The 22,865-nt window shown below is 63.8% G+C and carries 26 protein-coding genes; 10 read left to right on the top strand and 16 right to left on the bottom strand.

Translation table 11 applies throughout. The annotated features are described in order from the left end of the window. Positions 1-15: 15 nt before the first annotated feature. The 3 genes from sfnG to ACHIRB_RS08930 are packed head-to-tail and all read left to right on the top strand — an operon-like array spanning position 16 to position 3,563. A complete protein-coding gene (sfnG, locus tag ACHIRB_RS08940; RefSeq protein WP_395124585.1) occupies positions 16-1,137 on the top strand; it encodes a dimethylsulfone monooxygenase SfnG in 1,122 nt (373 codons plus the stop codon). Further along, a complete protein-coding gene (locus ACHIRB_RS08935; RefSeq protein WP_395124584.1) occupies positions 1,134-2,354 on the top strand; it encodes an SfnB family sulfur acquisition oxidoreductase in 1,221 nt (406 codons plus the stop codon). The genes sfnG and ACHIRB_RS08935 overlap by 4 nt, the downstream gene beginning before the upstream one ends. Before the next feature lie 45 nt (positions 2,355-2,399). Next, positions 2,400-3,563: an LLM class flavin-dependent oxidoreductase gene (locus ACHIRB_RS08930; protein WP_395124583.1), complete on the top strand. Its 1,164-nt coding sequence runs from the start codon at positions 2,400-2,402 to the stop codon at positions 3,561-3,563. On the opposite strand, the gene ACHIRB_RS08925 is transcribed toward ACHIRB_RS08930, so the two are convergent. Then, positions 3,497-4,516: an EamA family transporter gene (locus ACHIRB_RS08925; protein WP_395114449.1), complete on the bottom strand. Its 1,020-nt coding sequence runs from the start codon at positions 4,514-4,516 to the stop codon at positions 3,497-3,499. The genes ACHIRB_RS08930 and ACHIRB_RS08925 overlap by 67 nt on opposite strands. 83 nt (positions 4,517-4,599) lie before the next feature. Here ACHIRB_RS08925 and ACHIRB_RS08920 point away from each other — a divergent pair, with 83 nt between their 5' ends. After that, positions 4,600-5,151 (top strand): CGNR zinc finger domain-containing protein, encoded by a 552-nt coding sequence (locus ACHIRB_RS08920; protein ID WP_395124582.1) that lies wholly within the window; start codon positions 4,600-4,602, stop codon positions 5,149-5,151. Positions 5,152-5,202: 51 nt separating this feature from the next. On the opposite strand, the gene ACHIRB_RS08915 is transcribed toward ACHIRB_RS08920, so the two are convergent. From ACHIRB_RS08915 to ACHIRB_RS08905, 3 genes are read right to left on the bottom strand one after another with little or no spacing between them, the layout of a single operon-like run. Then, positions 5,203-6,246 carry an alpha/beta fold hydrolase gene (locus ACHIRB_RS08915; RefSeq protein WP_395124581.1) on the bottom strand — a complete coding sequence of 348 codons (1,044 nt, stop codon included), beginning with the start codon at positions 6,244-6,246 and terminating at the stop codon, positions 5,203-5,205. Between the two features lie 10 nt (positions 6,247-6,256). Continuing rightward, a complete protein-coding gene (locus tag ACHIRB_RS08910) occupies positions 6,257-7,324 on the bottom strand; it encodes a class I SAM-dependent methyltransferase (RefSeq protein WP_395114452.1) in 1,068 nt (355 codons plus the stop codon). Then, positions 7,321-8,073 carry a hypothetical protein gene (locus tag ACHIRB_RS08905; RefSeq protein WP_395114454.1) on the bottom strand — a complete coding sequence of 251 codons (753 nt, stop codon included), beginning with the start codon at positions 8,071-8,073 and terminating at the stop codon, positions 7,321-7,323. Before ACHIRB_RS08905 ends, ACHIRB_RS08910 begins: the two co-directional genes overlap by 4 nt. Before the next feature lie 127 nt (positions 8,074-8,200). Here ACHIRB_RS08905 and ACHIRB_RS08900 point away from each other — a divergent pair, with 127 nt between their 5' ends. Then, positions 8,201-9,391, top strand: coding sequence for an MFS transporter (locus ACHIRB_RS08900; RefSeq protein ID WP_395114457.1), 1,191 nt, complete (start codon positions 8,201-8,203; stop codon positions 9,389-9,391). Positions 9,392-9,430: 39 nt separating this feature from the next. On the opposite strand, the gene ACHIRB_RS08895 is transcribed toward ACHIRB_RS08900, so the two are convergent. Next, positions 9,431-11,269, bottom strand: coding sequence for an acyl-CoA dehydrogenase (locus ACHIRB_RS08895; RefSeq protein ID WP_199704039.1), 1,839 nt, complete (start codon positions 11,267-11,269; stop codon positions 9,431-9,433). A 271-nt stretch (positions 11,270-11,540) separates the two neighbouring features. On the opposite strand from ACHIRB_RS08895, the gene ACHIRB_RS08890 reads away from it, so the two are divergent. Next, positions 11,541-12,164, top strand: coding sequence for an alpha/beta hydrolase family protein (locus ACHIRB_RS08890; protein ID WP_395124580.1), 624 nt, complete (start codon positions 11,541-11,543; stop codon positions 12,162-12,164). A 5-nt stretch (positions 12,165-12,169) separates the two neighbouring features. On the opposite strand, the gene ACHIRB_RS08885 is transcribed toward ACHIRB_RS08890, so the two are convergent. The 6 genes from ACHIRB_RS08885 to ACHIRB_RS08860 form a co-directional block, all read right to left on the bottom strand. Then, positions 12,170-12,766: a class I SAM-dependent methyltransferase gene (locus ACHIRB_RS08885; protein ID WP_395124579.1), complete on the bottom strand. Its 597-nt coding sequence runs from the start codon at positions 12,764-12,766 to the stop codon at positions 12,170-12,172. Then, positions 12,767-13,876 carry a DUF4185 domain-containing protein gene (locus tag ACHIRB_RS08880; RefSeq protein ID WP_395124578.1) on the bottom strand — a complete coding sequence of 370 codons (1,110 nt, stop codon included), beginning with the start codon at positions 13,874-13,876 and terminating at the stop codon, positions 12,767-12,769. It lies immediately after the preceding gene. A 384-nt stretch (positions 13,877-14,260) separates the two neighbouring features. Continuing rightward, on the bottom strand, positions 14,261-14,881 hold the full coding sequence (locus ACHIRB_RS08875) for a TetR/AcrR family transcriptional regulator (RefSeq protein WP_395124577.1): 621 nt from the start codon (positions 14,879-14,881) through the stop codon (positions 14,261-14,263). Between the two features lie 42 nt (positions 14,882-14,923). Further along, positions 14,924-15,418, bottom strand: coding sequence for a hypothetical protein (locus ACHIRB_RS08870; protein WP_395124576.1), 495 nt, complete (start codon positions 15,416-15,418; stop codon positions 14,924-14,926). An 88-nt stretch (positions 15,419-15,506) separates the two neighbouring features. Next, on the bottom strand, positions 15,507-15,722 hold the full coding sequence (locus tag ACHIRB_RS08865) for a hypothetical protein (protein WP_395114461.1): 216 nt from the start codon (positions 15,720-15,722) through the stop codon (positions 15,507-15,509). Positions 15,723-15,869: 147 nt separating this feature from the next. Further along, positions 15,870-16,169: a hypothetical protein gene (locus ACHIRB_RS08860; RefSeq protein ID WP_395114463.1), complete on the bottom strand. Its 300-nt coding sequence runs from the start codon at positions 16,167-16,169 to the stop codon at positions 15,870-15,872. Positions 16,170-16,308: 139 nt separating this feature from the next. Here ACHIRB_RS08860 and ACHIRB_RS08855 point away from each other — a divergent pair, with 139 nt between their 5' ends. Together ACHIRB_RS08855 and ACHIRB_RS08850 are read left to right on the top strand one after the other, a co-directional pair. Then, a complete protein-coding gene (locus tag ACHIRB_RS08855; protein ID WP_199704046.1) occupies positions 16,309-16,452 on the top strand; it encodes a hypothetical protein in 144 nt (47 codons plus the stop codon). 44 nt (positions 16,453-16,496) lie between these two features. Continuing rightward, entirely contained in the window at positions 16,497-17,030 is a 534-nt protein-coding gene (locus tag ACHIRB_RS08850) for a DM13 domain-containing protein (protein WP_395114464.1), read from the top strand. Between the two features lie 17 nt (positions 17,031-17,047). Here the strand turns inward: ACHIRB_RS08850 and ACHIRB_RS08845 are convergent, their stop codons facing one another. Together ACHIRB_RS08845 and ACHIRB_RS08840 are read right to left on the bottom strand one after the other, a co-directional pair. Continuing rightward, entirely contained in the window at positions 17,048-17,458 is a 411-nt protein-coding gene (locus ACHIRB_RS08845) for a hypothetical protein (RefSeq protein WP_395124575.1), read from the bottom strand. A gap of 61 nt (positions 17,459-17,519) precedes the next feature. After that, positions 17,520-17,843, bottom strand: a complete 324-nt coding sequence (locus tag ACHIRB_RS08840) for an FHA domain-containing protein (protein ID WP_395124574.1) — start codon at positions 17,841-17,843, stop codon at positions 17,520-17,522. A 74-nt stretch (positions 17,844-17,917) separates the two neighbouring features. Between ACHIRB_RS08840 and ACHIRB_RS08835 the strand changes: the two genes are divergently transcribed. After that, positions 17,918-19,273: a cryptochrome/photolyase family protein gene (locus ACHIRB_RS08835; protein WP_395124573.1), complete on the top strand. Its 1,356-nt coding sequence runs from the start codon at positions 17,918-17,920 to the stop codon at positions 19,271-19,273. 24 nt (positions 19,274-19,297) lie between these two features. On the opposite strand, the gene ACHIRB_RS08830 is transcribed toward ACHIRB_RS08835, so the two are convergent. Next, entirely contained in the window at positions 19,298-20,155 is an 858-nt protein-coding gene (locus ACHIRB_RS08830; RefSeq protein ID WP_199704051.1) for a MerR family transcriptional regulator, read from the bottom strand. Positions 20,156-20,311: 156 nt separating this feature from the next. Here ACHIRB_RS08830 and ACHIRB_RS08825 point away from each other — a divergent pair, with 156 nt between their 5' ends. Beyond that, a complete protein-coding gene (locus tag ACHIRB_RS08825) occupies positions 20,312-20,929 on the top strand; it encodes a sigma-70 family RNA polymerase sigma factor (protein WP_395116224.1) in 618 nt (205 codons plus the stop codon). Here the strand turns inward: ACHIRB_RS08825 and ACHIRB_RS08820 are convergent. Together ACHIRB_RS08820 and ACHIRB_RS08815 are read right to left on the bottom strand one after the other, a co-directional pair. Continuing rightward, entirely contained in the window at positions 20,899-22,260 is a 1,362-nt protein-coding gene (locus ACHIRB_RS08820) for a TIGR01777 family oxidoreductase (protein WP_395116226.1), read from the bottom strand. The two genes, ACHIRB_RS08825 and ACHIRB_RS08820, sit on opposite strands and share 31 nt — an antisense overlap. 28 nt (positions 22,261-22,288) lie before the next feature. Beyond that, on the bottom strand, positions 22,289-22,843 hold the full coding sequence (locus ACHIRB_RS08815) for a lipocalin family protein (protein WP_395116274.1): 555 nt from the start codon (positions 22,841-22,843) through the stop codon (positions 22,289-22,291). Positions 22,844-22,865 lie beyond the last annotated feature (22 nt).

The raw sequence follows: 22,865 nt of genomic DNA, 5'->3' as shown, positions 1-22,865 counted from the left end.
CGAGACTCGACACCCATGAGCACCGAACGCATCGCAGACGAGATCAAGTTCGCCTACTGGGTGCCGAACGTCAGTGGCGGCCTCGTCACCTCGACGATCGAGCAGCGCACCAGCTGGGATTACGAATACAACAAGAAGCTCGCGCAGACGGCAGAGAACAACGGCTTCGGATACGCGCTGAGCCAGGTCCGCTATGAGGCGAGCTACGGTGCCGAGTTCCAGCACGAGTCCACGAGCTTCAGTCTGGCTCTGCTGCTCGCGACCGAGCGACTCAAGGTCATCGCGGCCGTGCACCCGGGTTTGTGGCAGCCTGCTGTGCTCGCGAAGCTCGGTGCGACCGCGGATCACCTGTCCAACGGTCGGTTCGCGGTCAACGTCGTCAGCGGTTGGTTCAAGGACGAGTTCACCCACCTCGGTGAGCCGTGGCTCGAGCACGACGAAAGATACCGTCGCAGCGCCGAATTCCTGCAGGTGCTCCGCAAGATCTGGACCGAGGACGTCGTCGACTTCCGAGGCGACTTCTACCGGATCCACGACTTCACGTTGAAGCCGAAGCCGCTCAACACCCCCGAGCGTCCGAACCCGGAACTGTTCCAGGGCGGCAACTCCCAAGCCGCACGCCAGAACGCGGGCAAGTACTCGGACTGGTACTTCAGCAACGGCAAGGACTTCGACGGCGTCACCGAGCAACTCGTCGATGTACGCGATGTTGCCCGCGCGCACAAGCGTGAGGTGAAGTTCGGGCTCAACGGTTTCATCATCGCCCGCGACACCGAGGCCGAGGCGAGGGACACCTTGCGCGAGATCATCGAAAAGGCGAACAAGCCTGCGGTAGAGGGCTTCCGCGGCGCAGTGCAGCAAGCCGGCGCGTCGACCGCCGACAAGAAGGGCATGTGGGCCGACTCGTCGTTCGAGGATCTCGTGCAGTACAACGACGGCTTCCGGACGCAGCTCATCGGCACACCCGAGCAGATCGCGGAGCGCATCGTCGAATACCGTCGCCGCGGCGTCGACCTGATCCTCGGTGGCTTTCTGCACTTCCAAGAGGAAATCGAGTACTTCGGCGCACGTGTGTTGCCGCTGGTCCGTGAACTCGAGGCGAACGAAGAACGCGAACTGGAGCCGTTGCTCGCATGACCGCGTCCCTCGACGCCGCACTGGTTTCCACTGCGGCAGAGGCGGTGTCGGTGGCGAGCGAGCTCGCGACGCGGTTCGCGGTCGGTGCCGCCGATCGAGATCGTGCGCGGCGGTTGCCCGTCGACGAGATAGCCGAGCTCTCTCGGTCGGGGTTGTACGGCGCGACCGTTCCAGCGACGTTCGGCGGAGCTGATATTGCACCGTCCGTGCTGGCCGAGGTGTTGCGGATCCTGGCGACCGCGGACCCGAACATCGCGCAGATACCGCAGAGCCACTTCGTATACGTACAGCTGCTGAAGGTAGCGGCGAACCCGGAGCAGCAACGCTACTTCTTCGGAGAAGTGCTGCGTGGCAAACGGTTTGCCAACGCTCAGTCCGAACGCGGCGGCAAGACGATCACCGACATCGCGACGACGTTCACACCGGCGCAGTCGGGTGGATTCCGGCTCGACGGCACGAAGTACTACTGCACGGGAACGCTTTTCGCGCAGTGGATTCCGGTGTTGGCTCGGTTGCACGACCCCGAACAGCTTTCGGCGCTGCCGCCAGGGGACTACGTACTGTATGTGCCTGCCGATTCGGCCGGGCTCACCGTCGTCGACGACTGGAACGGCTTCGGTCAGCGCCTGACGGGCAGTGGTACTGTGACGTTGGAAGGTGTTGCTGTCCAGCCGGAATGGGTGGTTCGACGGTCGCCGGCCTTCGATGGTCCTACCAGCTACGGCGCCTTCGCTCAACTGCTGCACACGGCAATCGATGTCGGCATCGCGCGTGCCGCACTCGACGAGGCGGCGCTGTTTGCGCGGACGAAGAGTCGACCGTGGTTCGAGGCGAAGGTCGACCGTGCCGTGGACGACCCGCTGCTTGTGCAGCGCTTCGGTGAGCTCGCCGTATCCGTCGCGACTGCCGAGGCCACACTTGTTGCGGCGGGCCGTGCCGTGGATGCGGCGTTCGACGAGCCGACCGAACAGAGTGCAGCGGCTGCGTCCGTTGCGGTCGCCGTGGCGAAGATCGTCGCCGAGAAGAGTGCGGTCGAAGTGTCGGCGGCACTGTTCGAGGTGTCCGGGACACGGTCGGCTGCAGCGGATCTCGATCTCGACCGGCATTGGCGTAACGCTCGAACGCACACGTTGCACGATCCGGTCCGATGGAAGTATCAGCACATCGGCCGCGTTCTCCTGCACAACGAGGCGCCGCCGCGGCACGGCTTGATCTGACGGAACCGAAAACATTATGTGTTGTAACAATTTTGGAGTTACTCGATGACACGCTCGTCCAATTCACTGTCCTTCCACTGGTTCCTGCCGACCTACGGCGATTCGCGCAATCTCGTTGCAGGCGGACACGGGACGTCGATGTCCGGCGACAGGACCGCGAACCTGCGCTACCTCAACCAAATCGGCGCTGCCGCAGAGGACAACGGCTTCGAGGCGGTGCTGACGCCGACGGGCGCCTGGTGCGAGGACGCGTGGCTCACCACGGCGATGATGGTCGAGACCACCGACGTGCTGAAGTTTCTGGTTGCCTTTCGGCCGGGTCTGATCAGTCCGACCCTCGCCGCGCAGATGGCAGCGACCTTCCAGTGGCAGTCCCGCGGACGACTCCTGCTCAACGTCGTCACCGGCGGCGAGAAGCACGAGCAGGAAGCTTACGGCGACTTCCTCAGCAAGGACGAACGATACGAACGGTGCGGCGAATTTCTCGATGTGGTCCGTCAACTGTGGACGTCGCCGCGCCCGGTGACGTTCGAGGGCAAGCACATTCACGTCGAGAAGGCAGCACTCGGTCGGCAGCCGGACCCACTGCCGCCGGTGTTCTTCGGTGGGTCGTCGGGTCCGGCCGGACCGGTCGCGGCAAAGTATGCGGACACCTATCTGACGTGGGGTGAACCGCCTGCTGCGGTGTCGAAGAAGCTCGAATGGATTCGGGCGCTAGCTGTCGACGAGGGCCGAATCCTTTCGTACGGGTTACGTATTCACGTAATCAGTCGCGACACCGCGGAGCAGGCGTGGGCCGAGGCAGACCGCCTGCTTGCCGCGATCGATCCGGCCGCCGTCGAACGTGTGCAGGCCAATCTCGCCCGCAGTGAGTCCGAGGGGCAACGTCGGATGCGCGAATTGCACGGCGGCAGTACGGATCGTCTCGAGATCGGACAGAACCTCTGGGCAGGTGTCGGGTTGGTCCGCGGTGGTGCGGGTACGGCACTGGTCGGTTCACACGAGGAAGTTGCGGACCGTCTCGCGGAGTACGCGAACCTCGGTATCTCGCACTTCATCCTGTCCGGGTATCCGCACCTGGAGGAGGCGTACTGGTTCGGCGAAGGTGTGCTGCCGATCCTCGAGCGTCGCGGTCTGTGGACTCACCCGACTCGGTCGGCCGACCTGTCGCACTCGTCCGTCCCGTTCGCTGCGGCGGCGTCGAGCTGATTCTCGTCGCGAACGACTGGCAGGTCAGCTTGTATGGCCGCACCTGCGCCGCCGAGTCTCGCGATAGCCACGCCGCCGACAATGGCTGCGCCGCCGAGCATTTGCACGACGGTGATCGACTGGTCGATCAGCAACCAGGCGAAGACGGACGCGAAGAGGACTTCCGAGAGCAGCACAAGTGACATCAGCGTCGAGCCGATCCGCGAACCGCCTGCGACGCCGAAAACGTAAGCCAGGACCGTGCTTACGGTGATCAGCAGAAACAGGGGTACGTACCAGGGCAGCTGCTGACCCGCGAGGTCGACGGAGTCGGTGGCGAACGTCGCCGACATGATCCGCGTTGCGATCAGGATGCCTGCGGTAGCAGCAGCAACCGTCAAACCGCTCGCAAGCAGGACGATGGGTGCGAGCGAATCGGACGTCCGTTCGGACAGCAGGAAAAAGCACGCGTTGCCGAGCATCGACAAAGCAGCCCAACCGAGGCCGACCAGGCTGAGTCGCAGGCCGCCGAAGACGTCGATGACCGCTGCGGCACCGACGAGGGCAACGACGGTGCCGATGATCGTGAGGGTGCTTGCGGGCCTTTTACGGACCAGCCACTCCCAGGCGATGACGACGATGGGTGCAAGAAATTGGATCATCAACGTGACGCCGACCGAAAGGTGTTGCATCGACAGGAAGAACGTGGCTTGCACGCCTGCCACTGCGACGATTCCGTAAACGCTGACGGTCCGAAAATGTCTCGGCGCGTCGAGTAGGCCGCGCCGATCGACGATCGCGGCGATGGCCAGCGTGATCACGGCTGCGCCCGTGAGTCTGACGACCAGCGTGCCGCCGGGTGACCACCCGTTGTCCATCAGGGCGGTCGCAAACGATCCCGACAGTCCGAAGGTGATCCCGGAGAGGATCATCAACCAGATTCCGGTGCGCATCCGGTGTGCGTCCACGCTCATGGGTCCACCTCCTCGGGCTTTCGTGTCAGGACCAATTTCGATTACGCTAATGACACTAACGACAGCACACGTCAGGAGTCAAAATGTATTTTGCTCATGACACCGATCATGCGCTCGTGACAACGACGGCTTTGGTGAACACACTGCTCGGTGAGGACGACTCGCTGAGCGATCCTGCCGCGCTGAACGATTTTCTGGACGAGTACGAGTTCACGGGCAGACGCGATCTGAGTGACGTCGAATTGCAGCAGGTGCGCGGGCTACGCCGCAGCCTCCGCAGCGTGTGGGATGCCGCGGACGAGACCGTTGCCGTCGACATCGTGAATCGAATGCTGCTCGACTCGAATGCTCGGCCACGGCTGACGCGGCACGACCGCTGGGACTGGCATCTGCACGTCACCGAAGCCGACGACGCACTTGTCGACCGGATCGCCGCCGAAGCCGCGATGGCGTTGGTCGACGTGATCCGCGTCGGCGACCTGGACCGGTTGAAACACTGCGCAGCGCCCGATTGCGATGCCGTACTGATCGATCTGTCGCGCAACAGGTCTCGGCGTTACTGCGACACCGGAAACTGCGGCAATCGGGCAAATGTCGCCGCGTATCGGGCACGAAAGGCCGCAAGCGGGTCGTGAGTCCTTTCGGAGGTCCTGCCCTCCGAAAGGACGCACGAGCGGCGGAGCCGCCTACGCTAATCCTGCGCGAATTGCCGCCGCTGCTGCCGCTGCTCGGGACGTGACACCCAGCTTCGAGCGGATGTTCGCCACGTGGCGGTGCACCGTATGTGCGCTGAGGACCAGTCGGTCGGCGATTTCCTGGTCGGTCATGCCCTGGGCGATCAAGGCAACGACCTCACGTTCACGACCCGACAGTTCCGACCTCACCGGAGTGGCCGGACGCGCATCGACACCGAGAAAATCCAGAAGCGCCGACGCGACTGCGTCCGAATCTCCGCGCCACGGATAGTGATCGAGACCGTTCAGCGCAACGAAGCGCGCACCCGATATCGCAGCGGCAAGTTTGCGACCGAGCGCAAACGGCACGGCGCGGTCCTGCCGACGGTGCAGGACGAGCGTCGGAGCCGTGACGTGCGAAAGATGGTGCGTCGCATCGAATCGATACACGCCGTTCAATGCTGCCGACGCGGTTTCCGCGGTTGCCGCCGCACGCTGGAACTCGACGAAATCGCGTCGTTCGTCAGCTGTCGCGTCCGGCAGAAACACGTCGGCTAGGAACTTCGATGCGACACCCCAGTGCTCGGCGACGAGTGCAACGATCGCATCGCGTGCCGCGGCGTCCGCGATCTCGGCGCCGCGAACGTAGGATCCGTACAGCGCCAGACTGCGGACCCGCTCCGGCCGCTGCGTCGCGTAACACGCAACAACCGTACCGCCGGACGACGCGCCGAGCATATCTACTGCCGTGCTAGCGAATTCGTCGGAAACAGCGTCGGCAATCGCGGCAAGTGTCGCGACCTCGCCGAGCAACGTCACGGCCGAATCCGGGGAGGGTTCGGATAGTCCCATTCCCGGCCGGTCGTAGCGGATCACGGTTCGGTGCGTGGCAATCTTGGCGATGAAATCTCGGAAAAGACCGTTCTGCCAATCCAATTCGAGGTGCGAGCACCACCAACCGCCGAAGATCAGCGGCGGACCCGTACCGACAGCCGACCACGCGACCGCGCGCCCGCCGACGTCGGTCCGGAAGAACCGCTGCCCGGGTGTACCCACGAAAGAAATCTTAGGACTTGTCCAGCCGATAGAACCGCCAGAAGTCGTGCCCGAGTGGCAACTCCTCGAACGTGCACCCGGCCGCTTCGGCCCAACCGCGGACCGTTCCGGGGCGGAGCACCGTGCCATTGGCGATGTGCGTCGATTCAGCCATAGTCGCCGGAAGGCAATGCAGCACACTGAATGCGTACTGCAGCCGTTCGATCTCGCCTGCGTTGGCGGTGAACTCGTCACCACTGTGTTCGTCCCCGATCAGAATGACACCGTCGCTGGTCAAGGCGCCACGAATCGCAGCAAGCACCCCGACCGGGTCGCCCATGTCGTGCAGCGCCTCGAAGATCAGAGCGAAGTCGAATTGCACCTTGCGCTGCTTCGCGAGTTCGCCGATCGCGGTGGCGTTGGCGACTTCGAAATGGACCCGATCCTCCAACCCACGCTCGCTGACGTTGCGGCGAGCATCTTCGATCGACGCCGTGTCCATGTCGACACCCACAACCTCGACGTTGGGGAAGGCCTCGGCGATGGCAATGCTCGACCAGCCCGTTCCGCAGCCGGCGTCGAGGACAACGGCACCGTCACGCAGGCGGCTCGTGACATCGGTCATCGAGCCGATCCATTCGGGCAGGTCGTGGATGAATCCCGGCCGGTTGAACGTGCCGATACCGTGCCGGATCTCCTCGCCGTACTCCTCGTATGCGACGCCGCCGCCGGACCGATAGACGGCAGGCAACGCGGGCAACGCGAGCCCGCAGCCGACCATCATCGGCGCAGCGCCCATCATGTGCAGCGGACTTTCCTCGTCGAGCAGGACGGGTTCGTGTTCGCTCGGGATCTCGTAACGCCGCTGCAGTTCGTCCCCGGCTTCGGCAACCGCGATGAAGCCTGCCGCAGCCTGCTGCTCGAGCCACTCGCGCGCATACCGCTCGGCGATGCCTGCTTCGGCGGCAAGCTCGGCCGAGTTCACGGTGCCGAGACGGTGGACGGCCTGATAGAGGCCGAGACGTCGACCGAGGTCGATCGTCAACAACTCCATACCGGCAACGAGGGATTCGAAGATTCTGTCTGCAAGATCGGTCACGACGCATCTCCGGATGTGAGCGCAATCCACACTGCTTCCGACTGAGCAACTGTAACGCCGTCTGTGTCCACGAGGGCTGCTGCTGTGCGATATTTGCGGCCCGACACGGCGAGCGTCCAGCCGACTGCGACGAGTTGATCGCCGACGTGAATCGGGCGACGCTGGACGACGCTCAATTGGCCGAGCAGGCAGATCGGCCCGCTCTGCAGGGCGACGGCTGGATAGCTCGAGCAGTCCACTGCGGCCCAGACGATTTCGGACGGGACAACGCCGTCGGCGTCGCCGACCGTTGCGTCGGGAACGAACGGCGAGGCGGTGACGTCGTCGTGCCCGACCAGAATGCCGGGGCTCACGTGTAAGCCGTTGCTGCGTTCGGGTCCACACACGAAGCAATCCGACAGCAGGTGCCGAATGCCGTTGCCAGGATGGCGATTACGAGCAGCTTCGGCTTCGGCAATCGTCGGCCGAGCCGGCGCGATGAGGATGCCGGGATCGATCGAACGCACTTCGGCGTAGACGACGCCGTCGGCGACAACACGCACGATGCCGTCGTCGTCGCGGTGGACCGAGAGTTCCGTTTCGAGCGGTGGCGGTTTCCGTAGCGTAACTCGCGAGGGACCGTCGACGAACGCCGCAATGCGCCCACACGCGTAGCCGCCGTTGGCACTGGCGGGCGGGCCGTTGAAACGGCTGTCGATGGTGAGCTGGCCGAGCAATTCGGTTGTCTGGGTGGCGATTCGGTCGATCATGTCCTTGGCTCCGTTCAGCGGGTTGTGACTACAAGTCAACCGCTGGGAGTGATTGCGCCGCATCGCGCGAACAGGCCAACTGCGAATGGCCGAATCGGGCCACTGTCGGGGCTGACAGACTCGTCGTATGTCAGTGCTCAGGACGGCAGGCTTTGTCGGAGTCACCTTCGCTTTCGTTGTCGTGATGGTCGGCACGACGCTCCCGACGCCGCTGTATCCGTTCTACGAGCAGGAGCTCGGCTTCGGCCAGCTCACGGTGACGGTGGTCTTCGCGGCCTACGCCGTCGGCGTGATCGCCGCACTGCTGCTGCTCGGCACGGCTTCGGACGTACTGGGTCGGCGGCGGGTGCTGTTCATAGCGATTGCGGTGTCCGCGCTCAGCACGCTGGTGTTCGTGACCTCGCCCGCGCTCGGTTGGCTCTACGTGGGTCGGGTGCTGTCCGGCATCAGCGCTGGATTGGTCACGACGACGGCGACGGTCTACCTCGTCGAGCTCGCAGGCAAAGGTGGCGCGGGCAAGGCCACGCGCGCGGCACTTGTGGCCACTGCGGCAAACATGCTGGGTCTCGGGCTCGGTCCGCTGGTCGCGGGCGTGCTCTCCGAGGTATTCGGCGCGCCGTTGATCACGCCCTACGCCGTCCACCTCGGTCTGTTGGCCCTTGCGCTTGCAGCAGTTCTGCGTGCTCCTGAAACAGTCGAACCGAAGGGTGGATCTCTGCGGCCGACGCGGCCCGCTGTCGCACCGGAAGCGCGTGCAGTCTTCGTGCCAGTTGCCATCGCCGCGTTTGCAGGCTTCGCAGCGCTCGGTCTCGTCACCTCGGTGTCGGCGGGAATTCTTACCACCGTGCTCGATCGGCACGACCGCGCACTGACCGGAGTAGTCGTGTTCACAATCTTCGCAGCGTCCACCTTCGGTCAGGTGGCTTTGCGCGGCGTACCGACGCGGACCGCACTACGGCTGGGTTGTGTCGTCCTCGCTGTCGGGGCAACGCTGCTCGGTGCCTCTTTACCTGCCAAATCTCTCGTGCTCCTGGTTGTTGCCCTCGTTGTGATCGGCATAGGCCAAGCCCTGTGCTTCCGCGCAGGCATCGCAGAGATCAGCTCGCAGAGCCCACCCGCGAAGAGGGCGCAGACCGTGACGAGCTTCTTCCTGGTCGCCTACGTCGGCATCTCGTTCCCCGTGGTGCTGGTCGGCCTGGCTGCAGGACCGATGGGATTGCGTGACGCGGCGATCGCATTCAGTGCTGCGGTGGCATTGTTGGCTGTCGCTTCCCTAGTCGCCCAGCTCGTGATCGCAAAAAACCGCACCCCCGGATAGGTATCCGAGAGTGCGGTTTCTTCGGGCTGCTGCAATGAATCAGAACGCAGCTTCGTCGAGCTCCATGATGTCGTTCTCGATGTTGCTGAGGACGTTACGCGTTGCGGTCAGCTCGGGCAGCATGTTCTTCGCGAAGAACGAAGCCACTGCGATCTTGCCTTCGTAGAACGCCTTGTCCTTGCCTGCATCGGCTCCGTTGTCGAGGGCCTTCAATGCAACCTCGGCGTGGCGAAGCAGCTGCCAGCCGATGAAGAGGTCGCCGACGGCCATCAGGAAGCGGACCGAACCGAGACCGACCTTGTACAGCTCCGACGGGGTCTGCTGGGCACCCATGAGGTGTCCGGTCAGCGTCGCGGCCATACCCTGAACGTCTTCGAGCGCGGTGGCGAGCAGCGCACGCTCCGCCTTGAGACGACCGTTGCCTGCCTCGCTGTCGATGAACTTCTGGATCTGGCCGGCAACGTGCGCGAGAGCGACGCCGCGGTCACGCGCGATCTTGCGGAAGAAGAAGTCCTGCGCCTGGATCGCGGTGGTGCCTTCGTAGAGGCTGTCGATCTTCGCGTCGCGGATGTACTGCTCGATCGGGTAGTCCTGCAGGAAGCCGGACCCGCCGAAGGTCTGCAGCGACTCGGTGAGCTTGCCGTAGGCCTGCTCGGAGCCGACACCCTTGACGATCGGGAGCAGCAGATCGTTGACGCGGAACGCGGTGTCCTTGTCGGCACCCGACACCAGCAGAGCGGTGTCTTCGTTCTGGTGAGCTGCCGTGTAGAGGTAGATCGCGCGCAGGCCCTCGGCGTATGCCTTCTGCGTCATCAGGCTGCGACGAACGTCGGGGTGATGTGTGATGGTGACGCGCGGTGCTGCCTTGTCGGTCATCTGCGTCAGATCGGCACCCTGGACGCGCTCCTTGGCGTAGTCGAGAGCGTTGAGGTAACCGGTCGAGAGCGTCGCAATGGCCTTCGTGCCGACCATCATGCGAGCGTGCTCGATGACGTCGAACATCTGCGCGATGCCGTTGGGGGTCTCGCCGACCAACCAGCCCTTCGCAGGAATGCCGTGGCCACCGAAGGTGAGCTCACACGTAGTCGAGACCTTGAGGCCCATCTTGTGTTCGACGTTGGTGACGAAGGCGCCGTTGCGCTCGCCGAGTTCGCCGGTCTCGAAATCGAAGTGGAACTTCGGAACGAAGTACAGGCTCAGGCCCTTGGTGCCGGGTCCGGCGCCTTCGGGGCGAGCGAGCACCAGGTGGAAGGTGTTCTCGAACATGTCGTCGGCATCAGCAGAGGTGATGAAGCGCTTGACACCTTCGATGTGCCACGAGCCGTCGTCCTGCTTGATGGCCTTCGTGCGGCCTGCGCCGACGTCGGAACCGGCGTCGGGCTCGGTGAGGACCATCGTCGCGCCCCAGTTGCGCTCGGCCGCGATCTTGGCCCAGCCCTTCTGCTCGTCGGTCGCATTGTCGTAGAAGATGTTGGCGAAGCCGGGGCCTGCGGAGTACATGAACACGGCCGGGTTGGCGCCGAGGATCATTTCTGCGATCGCCCAGTACAGGATGCGAGGAACGTTCGTGCCGCCGAGCTCTTCGTCGATGCCGAGGCGATCCCAGCCGCCGTCGGCGTAGGCCCGGTACGACTTCTTGAATGCTTCGGGAATCTTGACCGTATGCGTCTCGGGATCGAACACCGGAGGATTGCGGTCGGCCTCGGCGAAGGACGCAGCGATCGGTCCTTCGGCAAGCTTGCGAACTTCGCTCAGCATTTCGCGAGCGGTATCTGCGTCCAAGTCCCCGTACGCGCCCGTTTCGAGGGTCTCGCCGAGTCCAAGTACCTCGAACAGGTTGAATTCGAGGTCCCGTACGTTGCTCTTGTAGTGGCCCATCGTTCTTCGCTCTCCATTGAGTCAGGGGTGCGGTCTGGTCAACCCAGTCCCGCCCGTGTGGCTCCAGCTCCTACACCATGGCGGTGTACTCACCAGTAACTTAGAGTCGATGATACGCCCGGATACGGACAACGACCAAGAGTTCGAGTCCATTGTGTGATGCGTTGCACACACGCCGCGATCGTGTGAAATCCAAAGGCGAACAACGGATCCCGGCCTCAGATCGTGAGGAACCCTCACGTTTGGCGGCGCAATGACATACCGTCGAAACATGGAACCCGGGCGAACGAGATTGCGGCAGTTGGCTATCCCGACGGCAGCGGGCGAAGCCCAGGTCTGGATCGACGGCCGTACGAATCCCCGATTTCTGGTCGTCCTGACCCATGGCGCGGCGGGTGGAGTCGATGCGCCGGACCTGCTCGCAGTCCGACGGAAGGCAGTCGAACTCGGCGGGTCGGTCGCCCGCGTGTTGCAGCCGTACCGCGTGGCGGGTGGCCGGGCACCCGGATCTGCCGTTCGGCAGGACGCGGCATGGCTCGAAATCGTCGCCGATCTGCGCAGGCGCTTCAAGAAGGTCCCGCTGATACTCGGCGGGCGCAGCAACGGTGCCCGCGTCGCGTGTCGGACCGCACCCGCGCTGGGTGCGGTCGGCGTCATCGCACTGGCATTTCCGCTGCATCCGCCTGGGCAACCCGAAAAGTCGCGGGTCGAGGAACTACGCGGAGCTGGGACCGACGTCGTCGTCCTCAACGGAGATCGCGATCCGTTCGGCGTTCCCGATCCCGCCGACGCCGCCCTTGTCCACGTACTCGCAGGTGAGACGCACGCGTTGAAGAAGAGTGCAGCCGTCATCGGCGAGGTGGTCGAGCCTTGGCTGCTGCGCTGGAGCGAGTAGGTCGTTCAGAGCTTCGTTGCGACGACCAGCGCATCGATGGCGTCGCCCGCAGGAGTTTCGCGTAGGCGTCGTTCGGCGACGCGAATGTCGGCTCGATTGCCCAACTCTGCGACGACGTCGTCCGGGCTGAACAGAATCGCCGGATCCTGCGGTCCGCCGACGCCGGAGGTGATGTTGTTCGAGTCGTGGCCGAGGACGATCAGTGTCCCGCCAGGCGTCAAAGCGTCGATCGACGCCGTCAGAACTGCCGCGCGCTCGTCGGCGGGCAGGTGCAGAAAGACGAGCAGGACCAGGTCGTAGTCGCTGTCGAACTGCGCATCGGTGACATCGGCTCTTACCCACTCGATCCGCTCACGAACCGACCGTGGCGACCGCGCCGCAACCGTCGCACCCTTGTCGAGCGCGACGCGGGAGAAGTCGACGGCAGTGACACGCCACCCCGTGACGGCCAACCAAATAGCGTTGCGACCCTCTCCGCACGCCAGATCGAGTGCCCGACCACGCTGCAGCGGCCATACCTGCTGGACGACCAGCGAGTTCGGCGGTGCACCCCAGACAAGATCGGCCTGCGCGTACCGATCGTCCCAGTCCTTGGCGTCCACTCAGCCGAGCGATGTCTTCATCAACACCACGTTGTACTGGTTGTGAATGGTGGTGAGGAAATAGAGATCGGACCCGGTTTGGTACGGGTAGAGCGACGGGGCGTAGGCGGTCGGCAGCTCCCGGGTGTCGATCAGGACTTCGGGCGGACTCCACGGCCCCTGCGGTGACGGTGCACGCATCATGACCACCGAGTTCCAGGGATCGGTCGACAACATGATGTATTGGCCGAGGAACTGGTTGTACTGAACGGACAGCTCGCCGACCCCACCCGTGATCGGGGCGGCTGCGTTGACGTCGTCCTTTTTCCATTCGCTGCCGGTCCAATATTCGTACTCGGCGAGATTGGCGATGTCGTTCTCGCGAACACGGGCTACGTGGGCAAGATTGTTTCGTCCGGGCGGTGTGCCGTAGACGTAGACGAAACCGCCGTCCTTCAAAAACGCGTTCATCTGGAAGTTCCGGTTGCCTGCTTCGGCCGGACGATGCGTCTGCGGCAGATCGCCCCGGTTCTCGCCATTGTCGCCGGATGCGGCTAGGCCGGCGAAATTGGTGGTCCATTGTCCGGGTTGATCCCAGGTCTTGACCGACATCAGGCTCAGGTACTGGACACCGTTGACGGAAACGCCTGCGGTCGGGATGCGACTGATTTCGATGAACGGGATCTTGGGGCTCGGCACGAGATCTTTGGCTTGGCCGAAGATGTCGCGCGCGACACTGTCGTAGAAGATGCCGTCAGCTGGATTCCGATCGTGGCTGCGGACGAGGATGTTGCTTCGCCACGCCCAGATGCTGCCTGCCAGCAGGTTCGGAAAGCCGAGGCCGGCGGTGTCTCCGAAGGCTGTGAGCATCTCGCCGCCGCCGTTGTCCCACATGATGCCGAGGTCGGTACCGAGAACGTTGTAGCTCGCCGTGTTGTTAGGACTCGCCAGACCTGTCGCCTGGAACACCGCTCGGGTTCTGCCGTGCAATTGCGGCAGACCGTTGGTGCCGTTGATGACGGGAATGGGATTGATCGCGTTGGGATTTGCGGCCGCATGAGGTGCGAGAACCACCAGCGACGCAGTGACGCTCACGAGAGCGGTTAACACGATCGAACTGGTCTTCTTCACCTCGGTGCCTCATCTCGAAGTCTGCGCGTACGAAGTCTGCGCGTAAGGAGCCCTGCCTTTTCGGCCGCGACCGGTGCGACGACAGCACAAAACGCCGGAATATTAGCAAGATTGTGGGGTCGGGGAGAGGCGAAAGTTTTGATAGCGCAGCTAACGATGGGGTCGTCGGTGTGGTCGAAAACCCCCGTAGCAACTCAAATCGGGCGCGAGTCTTGCCGACCGTCGTTGCCGAAAAGGCGCCCGAGCAGCAGTGCGACAGGGACGGAAACAGCCGCCCAGCCGAGTGTTGCCGCAGCTATGACCATGTGCCTCAGTGTGCCAGCGCCTGCGACGCACCTCGCCGCGACTGGTTGCGGAACGATAACGAAAGGCTGCGCGAAATTGTTATGTGGACGGTATGCGCAAAAGCGTGGCGATGTGGGCCAGAGCAAACTCTTGGGCTGCTTTTTCGTCCTCGACTGGAATGATTCCGTCCGGTGTCAGAGCAAGCGACAAGGCCAATCGGGCAAGGATCTCGGCGACCTGCTCGGTGTCGAACTCGCGCAGCTTGGCATTGCCCTGCAATTCGCCGATGTAGTCCGCCAGGTAGGCGCGACCGAGCGCGAGCAGCGGTCCGCCGTTGGTCGTCAGATAGGGCAGCAGCACGTCGGGCTCGGTGATCAACAACCGTCGCAGCAGCAGATTGCCGGACAGTATTGCCACGAACGACGAAAATCCGGCGGCCACCTGAACCTCGACGGGTGCGCTTCGGTCTACGCGACTGTCCACAGCGGTGACGAACCGTTGCGCCTCGCGTAGACCGACGGCCTCGACGACCGCTGTCTTACTGGCGTACCGGCGATACAACGTCGCCGGGCTTACCCCCGACCGCTTTGCGATTTCGCCCATGCTCGTTCGCTTTATGCCGAAGTCGAGAAAAGCTGCCAATGCGCCATCGAGGATCGCGGGATCGCCGTCGTCGGACGACGCACCGAGGATCTGCGACAGAAAACCGCTGGTGGTCATGGCCTCAGCTTAGTTGGCCGACCCCAGCGGATTCTCCCTCGATCAGTTGTTGCGGTTGGTCCTGCCCATGCCCGACTGGTCGTTCGGGCGGACGCCTGGCTGGTCGTTCGGATGTGCAACCGGCTGATCGATCGGACCCTGCGCGTTGATCGGACCCTGCGCGTTGATCGGACCCTGCGCGACCGAATCGCGGTCGGTACGCGGGTCGAGCTTGTCGGCGCGCTGCCACTGCTTGTCGACCTTCTGACGCGCGTCGGCTGTCGCTGCTGACTGCTCGCGAGCTTCGCGCTCCAGCCGTGCTGCCTCCGCCGCACGCTGCTCGGCTTCGGCACGCATCCGGACTGCACCGGCATGCTTCTCGGCAGCCTCGGCGCGCTGCTGCTCGATCGCAGAGCTTTCCTCGAACGCGCGCTGCCTGATCTCTTCGGCTTCCGCGCGTCGCCGAGCGGGACGTTTCCGTGCCGCGACTACCGCAACCGCGACGATCAGTGCGATGAGTACAACCGCAACTATTGCAACAATGACCCAGGTATCCATACGTTTTGCCTCCTCGAAGCGCCCTGTCCGGGGCTTCTTACAGGCGTACCCAGATAGTTGCAGCGGTGAACCTGTCCCGGTGAAGGGATCAGGCGAGGCCCTCGGCAAGAAGCTGATTGCGAATGAATCGAGCGAGGTCTTTGACGGCGTCGCGCTCGTACAGATCGATCGTTCGGCCGGCGTTCTCGCGCTCGGTGATCCAACGTTCGATGGCGTCGTGGGTTACCGACCCGACGACCATTTCTTTGGCGCGCAGGCCGTCGTCGGCCCCGGCCTCGGACACGTCACTCATACCGTTGATCATCGCATCTTCCTCCCTGTTTGCGTCGTACTCCAGAGTTGGAGTCGCAAACCCGCGCGACGACCCCCCAACGAAACGTCCTGCAACGATAGCAGCCGATGCGGCACCCCGAATGGGTCCGACCTGGCCCGGACCGGTTCAAATCAGAGGTCAGCGGGGATCGATCATCGACATCCACCAGTCGTTCGGAAGCTCCTCACCGCGTACCACCGAGCGTGTCAGTCCCCACGCCATCAGCACCCCGAGCGCAGCAAGCCACAGCGCGAGTCCGATGACTCCGATGCGAACCAACCACACCATGTCGCGTAGCGGATCGAACAGGATCATCGCCGGAGCAATGGCGAGTGCGAGGCCGATCGCCCACGCGGAGCCGGACCGGTCGGCTCGGAGCACCGCACGCAGCATTCGATGCGGATGTGTGGTCGTCTTCTTCGGCTGTCGATTTCTCATGAGGCGACGCTAGAACCGATGCGGTAGCACGGCGATTACCCGAGAGGTAATGGCGACCGCTACCTGCGCGAACCGCTGCGAGAGGTGGGTTAAGCCGACGATAAGGGGTCGCTAAGGGGGTCGGCCGATTCTTTGTCTCATGACGAACTTCGACGACAAAAGCCCGACCACCACACGGACCGAGGGGGTCACCGACTTCTCGTTGGTGCTTGCACTCATTGCGATCGGGATGCTCGGATTCGCGTTCGCCTTCATCGCGCTGTTCCCGACGGATCGAATGTAGGGACGGCTGTAACGAATTCGGCGCACTCACACACTGGACTTCCTATGAACACTCGAACCGCACGCCGCCCATTTCTGAAGCGGCCCATCATCCTCTCTGTGCTTGGAGTTGTGGCCGTCGCGATCGCGGTAGCCGCGTTTTGGCTGGAACCGTGGAAACTCGTCGTCGATCAGACCGTCGACGAGGCCTTGCCGACCGTTTCGCAGACCGACGGCCGACCGAGCGCAGAGCCCGTGGTGCTCGCAGCGGGATCGTTCATCAGTCACGAACACACGACGACCGGTTCGGTCGAGTTGCTCGAGCTGTCCGACGGCACCCGCGTGCTACGGATCGAAAACCTCGATACGAGCAACGGCCCACTGCTGAAGGTGTTCCTCACCGACGCCCCCGTCGTCGACGGCACCGCGGGCTGGCGTGTGTTCGATGACGGCCGCTACGAAGATCTCGGCGAGCTCAAAGGCAATATCGGCAGTTCCAACTACGTCGTACCCGCCGGCGTCGATATCGACGGCCTCACCAGCGTCAGTATCTGGTGTGACCGCTTCGATGTCTCCTTCGGTGCTGCCACCCTCGGCTGATCACCTCGCTCGCGATGTCAGCTGGAGGCCGGCGCGGCCTTGCCTTCGAGGCTCGCCCGCGGCGCAGCGCGCCAAAGGAGGACTGCACCGGCGGCGGCGACCGGCGGCCAAATCGTGCGCTCCGGCAGCGAAGGCGAGGCCAGGTTGATCGGAACGCCGAGGGCAAGCCCCACCGCGCCGACCCGCGTCACCACGTCGCGGACGCGGGGCGTTCCGACCGCGCCGACCGCAACCGCTGCCAGGCCGAGGTAAATCGGGACTGCCGCGGCGCTGACCGCCCGGAGTCGGTTGGGCACAGTTCCAGGGTGAGCACCTCCGTAGGCCGCCGCCCCGAGCGGCGCCCCAGCGGCAAGAGCAGCCTGGAAGCCGGCGATGCCGACCAGGACGGCGGCGGCGAGGCGTCCGGACGTCTGCGGTGAGAGCGTCATCAGGTCATCGAATCATGTCCATGGAGGTGCGCACCGGTCGGTGCATCAGGACCCCCGTGCGTCAGCCCACGTTGAAGTAGACGAGTGTGCTGCCGACCCTGATCTGATCGCCGTGCACCAGCTGCCAGCTGGTGTCGATGCGGATGCCGTTGACTGTGGTTCCGTTGGAGGATCCGAGGTCGACGAGCACCGCGTTGTGGCCATCCCAGCGAATGTCGAAGTGCAGTCGAGAGACCCCCGGATCGGCGAGGCGAAAGGCGGTATCGAGGCCGCGGCCAACCACGTTCGTGCCAACCAGCAGCTGGAACGCGCGGCCACTGCCGTCGTCGGGAAGAAGTGCGGCGATGTGACCCGGCGCGTATGCCGGGTAGGTGGCGATGTGCATGGGACGAGATTCCTCGACCGGACTTGCCCCCGACTTAAAGCGGGCTTAAGGGATGGGCACCTACTCTCGGACGTATGGAGACATCGATCGTCTGGTTCCGGCGAGATCTGCGGCTGACCGACCTGCCAACGCTCCTGAGCGCGGCGGATATGTCGGCGCGTGCGGTCGCGTTGTTCGTCCTCGACGATCGATTGCTGCGGTCGGCGGGGGCTGTCAGACGGACCTTTCTCTATCGCTGCCTGCGCGAGCTCGACGACGCGTTGAACGGCTCGTTGGTCGTTGTCGAGGGCGATCCGGCGGACTTGGTGCCGAAGGTTGCGTCGGCGGTCGGTGCGAACAGCGTCCATGTCAGTGCCGACTTCGGACCGTACGGTGCCCGACGCGATGCTGCGGTCCGCAAAGGCCTCGGTGACGTCGACCTGGTCGAGACCGGATCGCCGTACGCGGTAGCTCCTGGCAGAGTCCGCAAGGACGACGGGACGCCCTACAAGGTGTTCACACCTTTTCGGCGGGCGTGGTACGACCACGGCTGGCGTGCGCCTGCGAAGACCGACGCGTCGACGCTGAAGTGGCTCGCTCCGGACGACATCGAGGGTCGAATCCAGGTGCCGGACGACGAAGATCTGGGGACCACCGAGTTGCCGGCAGCAGGTGAGGCCGCCGCGTTGGAGCAGTGGCAGTCGTTTGTGGCGAACGACCTGACCCGCTACGACGGCGAGCGCAATCGCGCGGATCTCGATTCGACGAGCCGGATGTCGGTGTACCTGAAGTACGGCTGCGTGCATCCGCGCACGCTGCTTGCCGACGTTCGGGGTGAGGATGCGAGCTCGGCGACGCTGCGAAGTGAACTCGCGTGGCGGGATTTCTACGCCGACGTGCTGCATCACAATCCGCGGTCGGCACGACACAATCTCGACAAGAAGTTCGACAGGATCGATTACAACACCGGTGCAGCGGCGGACGAGGCGTTCGAAGCCTGGCGCGAAGGTCGAACCGGATTTCCGATCGTCGATGCGGGCATGCGGCAGCTGCGCGCGCAGGGGTGGATGCACAACCGTGTTCGCATGATCACGGCGTCGTTTTTGACGAAGGATTTACACCTGCCCTGGTGGCGTGGTGCGCAGCACTTCATGGACCTTCTTGTCGACGGGGATCTGGCATCGAATCAGCACGGCTGGCAGTGGACTGCAGGAACGGGTACGGATGCGGCACCCTATTTCCGGGTTTTCAATCCGACTACGCAGGGCGAGAAGTTCGACCCCGACGGCGAATACGTGCGGCGCTGGATACCCGAGCTGCGCGAGGTCGACGGCAAAGCGGTGCACACGCTGAAGGCGGGGCGTCCGAACGGTTACCCGGAGCCGATCGTGGACCACAAAGAGGAAAGGCTCGAGGCACTGGCGCGCTACGAGCAGATCAAGGCTCGCTGATCGTCAACGTGGAACTCGAGCGGCCTAGCGGATGAACGCGACGGCTTCGCCGAGACTGCCGAGCACGGAAACGTCGGACCGCAGGTCCACATCGTCCCAACCTGGCCCGGCAACCCACACTTTCGCAGCGTTGCGCAGGCCGATGTTCACCATCTCGATCGCTTCGGGAGTGCTGCTCATCGACCACACTACGACCGTTGTCGGCAGCTCGGTTCGAGTGAGTGCGTCGGCAAGCGCCGACGAGGGGAGCGATCCGAGCATGCGAGCGCTGACGTTTGCTTCTGACAGTGCCGCGCGAAGTACTTCGAGCGGCATCGTGTGCGACTCCACGTCGGCGCACACCAGAACAACCGAATCGGGCTTCGTCGGCTGTGGCATTCGATGCAGTGTCGACACGATCGTCCAAGACAGCAGGTGCTCGACGTCGATGCAGCCGCCCTCGTTGTACTGCCGTTCGGAAATGATGCCGAACGCGGGCCTGCACAGGTGGTCCCAGGTAGCGACGATGCCGTAGTGGCGAACGTGCTCCTCGAGCATCCGAAGCAGACGAACTGTGTCGAGACGGAAAGCGGCCTCGATGAGCGCGCCGGTGTCGCCGAGATCAGGCGCGGGGGCTTGCCCGCCGGTTGCTGCGCGCGCGGCACTACCCGGACTGGCACCCGCTCGCATGAGGGCAACCATCTGCTCGAGTATCGCGATGTCGGCCTCGGTGTAGTAGCGGTGCCGCCCGCTCTGATGACCCTGCGGACCGACTCCGTATCGCTGACTCCAACTTCGCAGGGTCGGCGTTGGCACGCCGATCCGCTCCGCCACTGCGCGCACCGTGTACGCGGGTGACTCCGTTGCTGTCGGTTTCGTTTCGATACCTCCATCTTGACTCATGATCACCGCTCGGCGGAAGGCGATACCAAGATGAGATACCAAAACGATGCACGAGCGATGCACAATGTCGAAAATAGTGCCAGAATCGGACGTAGCGACGCACCGTGCGCACCAAACTTCACATTTCGGAGACGACCCATTTCGGAGACGACATAGATGGCAACTGTTGCGGCAACCGGCGCCGACGAAACGCAGCGTCTGTCCGAATGGCTCCGACGAATCGCTGTCGGCGATTGCGGAAACTTCGCAGACCTCTATCGTGCGACGGCAGGCCGCGTGTACGGAATGGCTGTCAGGGTGCTGCGCGACGGCAGCCACGCCGAGGAGATCACCCAAGAGGTTTTTCTCGAAGTCTGGAACAAGGCAGACACGTTCGATCCGCTGCGTGGCTCACCGCTTGCGTGGCTGCTCACCCTCGCCCATCGCCGGGCGATCGACCGTGTTCGCTCAGAACAATCGAGGACCGACCGGGAAAGTCTTGCAGCGCGACTGGATCATCGCCGCGACTACGACGATCCGGTGGTGTGCACCGTCATCTCACGGATGTCGAGCGACGCCTTCGAAAATCGGCTCGACGAACTTACCGCCCTGCAACGCCAAGCGCTTGTTGCCACGTACTACGACGGCTTCACCCAGCACGAAACCGCGCGTCTACTCGGTGTCGGTCTGCCTGCGATCAAGGCGAGAAAAAGGGATGCCCTACTCAAACTCAAACGGCTGATCGAATCCGAGAACGAAACCTCTCAGACGCTCGAACGGCTCTTGCCGAGCTGATGGCGCAGGGTCTCTTCCAGCCCCGCGTACCGGAATTCGTGGCCGAGTTGCGCAAGCTTCCTCGGCAGCACCCGCTGGTCGGCCTCGGCAAGTTCTTCGGCACCCTGTCTGCCGAGCAACAGGCGTGGGCCGAAACCGGGCACGGGGAGTACCGCAGGACGGCGTAGTACACCCGCGAGCACCTTCGTGTACTCGGTGTTTCGAACTGGCTGCGGCGCAACGGCATTGACCGCCCCACGCAGCCGCTCGTCGAACAGTGCGCGGTAGTAGACGTCGAGCAGGTCGTCGAGACCGATCCAGGACAACCACTGCGAACCCGACCCGAGACGACCGCCGAGGCCGGCCGCGAACAGCGGCCGCAGCAGGGCCAAGGTGCCGCCGGCAGGGGTCTGCACGATTCCGGTACGGACCTGCACTACCCGCAGGCCGGCGTCCGATGCGGGCGCCGTTGCGTTTTCCCAATCCTCGACGAGATCGGCGAGGAAGCCGTCACCGCGTTCGCTGTCTTCGGTCAGTTCTTCGTCACCGCGGTCGGGACCGTAGAACCCGATCGCCGACGCCGTCACGAAGACCGGCTTGCTCGACGACTTCGCTGCAACGGCGGCAAGTTTGCGAGTCGGGTCGATGCGGCTCTCGCGAAGCGTCCGTTTGTGCGCTTCTGTGAATCGCCCGGCAATCGACTCCCCAGCGAGATGAACTACCGCATCGACGTCGGCGAAGAGGTCCGCCGCTGGATTTGCGGGGTCCCACAAACGTTCGTCCGGACCTGTCGGCGAGCGCCTGACCAGGCGAACGACGCGATGGCCACCCGTGGTGAGAAAGGCGGCCAAAGCCGAACCGACCAGACCGGACGACCCGGTGATTGCGACGGTGAGCGGCACCGCACCTTGATCGGTCGCACGCTGGTGTGCGGTGAGGTCGTCGACGAGTTGACGATGCCGGTATTCGAAGGTCGAACGCAGCGCAAAGGCCGGCACCGGCGTATCGACGCGGTCGATGACGCGCGTCGAACCGTGGCCTGCGTGCGCGAACTCGTGGGTGTGGCGCCACTTGCCGATCACCCGTGGCGGCAGGGTCGCGATGCCATCCGAACTCAGCACGTCGACGAAGCGGTTCGGAGGGTCGTAACTTGCTGCCTCGTGCTGGGCGATCCAACGGAGACCGCCGGGAAAGCCGAGCACCGCGCGACCGTCGGCGAGGGAGGTGGCCTCGGTGACCGCACGCATGGGCTGCCACGGGGGAATCAGGCGAGGCATCGCTCCCGGACGCGAGAACCATTCGAAAACAACGGATTGCGGGAAGTCGATGGTGCTCTCGAATTCGATACCCATCAGAGATCTCCTGTAGCTACCTGCGCGGTCACACCGTGCACAGCGGGCGGATGTCGTTGTTCGCGGCTGTCGTCGGCGACGTCAGCAGTACACACGAGTTGTACCCACGTGACTCGACGACGAACCGGATGTTGCGCCATTCGCTGTCCGTCACGACGGGTTCGCGGGACAGCACGAACCCCGAGATGCGGAAGGGGTCCCCGACGAGCGCCCACGAATAATCGTCGGCGATGTAGGTGACGATGTAGTTGGTAGGGCCATCGGGTGATCCCTGTGTCGGCACATTCGGAAAGCTCACGTGCAGTTGGGCATTGGTTACCGGATCGTTCACTCGCGCGTTACCGGTTATGCCGCTCGCCCCGCCGGTCCATGTAGTACATCTGTTCTCCACTTTGACGTTCGCGGGGTCGAGAAGGGTGTACGTGGCCTGGGTGTCGCGGGCGCACTCCAGGTTGAACGGTTGCGGAACGGCCGCAATCTGATTCCACGTGCCCATGTAACGGTTGACATCGAGGGAGGCGATCGGTGCGAGCGGCTGCCAGATCGGTGCCGGCTCTGCGGTCGCAACACCGGATCCGAACATGCCTGAACCGAGGACGAGGGCA

This window comes from Antrihabitans spumae (assembly GCF_043944905.1).
Taxonomy (GTDB): domain Bacteria; phylum Actinomycetota; class Actinomycetes; order Mycobacteriales; family Mycobacteriaceae; genus Antrihabitans; species Antrihabitans spumae.
Note: the sequence above shows the minus strand (reverse complement) of the source record. Positions and strands in the feature narration are given on the sequence as shown.

Coding starts and splice junctions, on each gene's coding strand:
- ACHIRB_RS08890 (WP_395124580.1), top strand. CDS start 11,541: ATGGAACCCGGGCGAACGAGATTGCGGCAGTTGGCTATCCCGACGGCA.
- ACHIRB_RS08935 (WP_395124584.1), top strand. CDS start 1,134: ATGACCGCGTCCCTCGACGCCGCACTGGTTTCCACTGCGGCAGAGGCG.
- ACHIRB_RS08870 (WP_395124576.1), bottom strand. CDS start 15,418: ATGGATACCTGGGTCATTGTTGCAATAGTTGCGGTTGTACTCATCGCA.
- ACHIRB_RS08825 (WP_395116224.1), top strand. CDS start 20,312: ATGGCAACTGTTGCGGCAACCGGCGCCGACGAAACGCAGCGTCTGTCC.
- ACHIRB_RS08905 (WP_395114454.1), bottom strand. CDS start 8,073: ATGATCGACCGAATCGCCACCCAGACAACCGAATTGCTCGGCCAGCTC.
- ACHIRB_RS08820 (WP_395116226.1), bottom strand. CDS start 22,260: ATGGGTATCGAATTCGAGAGCACCATCGACTTCCCGCAATCCGTTGTT.
- ACHIRB_RS08860 (WP_395114463.1), bottom strand. CDS start 16,169: ATGAGAAATCGACAGCCGAAGAAGACGACCACACATCCGCATCGAATG.
- ACHIRB_RS08895 (WP_199704039.1), bottom strand. CDS start 11,269: ATGGGCCACTACAAGAGCAACGTACGGGACCTCGAATTCAACCTGTTC.
- ACHIRB_RS08925 (WP_395114449.1), bottom strand. CDS start 4,516: ATGAGCGTGGACGCACACCGGATGCGCACCGGAATCTGGTTGATGATC.
- ACHIRB_RS08815 (WP_395116274.1), bottom strand. CDS start 22,843: ATGTTCGGATCCGGTGTTGCGACCGCAGAGCCGGCACCGATCTGGCAG.
- ACHIRB_RS08930 (WP_395124583.1), top strand. CDS start 2,400: ATGACACGCTCGTCCAATTCACTGTCCTTCCACTGGTTCCTGCCGACC.
- ACHIRB_RS08920 (WP_395124582.1), top strand. CDS start 4,600: ATGTATTTTGCTCATGACACCGATCATGCGCTCGTGACAACGACGGCT.
- ACHIRB_RS08830 (WP_199704051.1), bottom strand. CDS start 20,155: ATGAGTCAAGATGGAGGTATCGAAACGAAACCGACAGCAACGGAGTCA.
- ACHIRB_RS08855 (WP_199704046.1), top strand. CDS start 16,309: ATGACGAACTTCGACGACAAAAGCCCGACCACCACACGGACCGAGGGG.
- ACHIRB_RS08835 (WP_395124573.1), top strand. CDS start 17,918: ATGGAGACATCGATCGTCTGGTTCCGGCGAGATCTGCGGCTGACCGAC.
- ACHIRB_RS08840 (WP_395124574.1), bottom strand. CDS start 17,843: ATGCACATCGCCACCTACCCGGCATACGCGCCGGGTCACATCGCCGCA.
- ACHIRB_RS08875 (WP_395124577.1), bottom strand. CDS start 14,881: ATGACCACCAGCGGTTTTCTGTCGCAGATCCTCGGTGCGTCGTCCGAC.
- sfnG (WP_395124585.1), top strand. CDS start 16: ATGAGCACCGAACGCATCGCAGACGAGATCAAGTTCGCCTACTGGGTG.
- ACHIRB_RS08850 (WP_395114464.1), top strand. CDS start 16,497: ATGAACACTCGAACCGCACGCCGCCCATTTCTGAAGCGGCCCATCATC.
- ACHIRB_RS08865 (WP_395114461.1), bottom strand. CDS start 15,722: ATGATCAACGGTATGAGTGACGTGTCCGAGGCCGGGGCCGACGACGGC.
- ACHIRB_RS08900 (WP_395114457.1), top strand. CDS start 8,201: ATGTCAGTGCTCAGGACGGCAGGCTTTGTCGGAGTCACCTTCGCTTTC.
- ACHIRB_RS08845 (WP_395124575.1), bottom strand. CDS start 17,458: ATGACGCTCTCACCGCAGACGTCCGGACGCCTCGCCGCCGCCGTCCTG.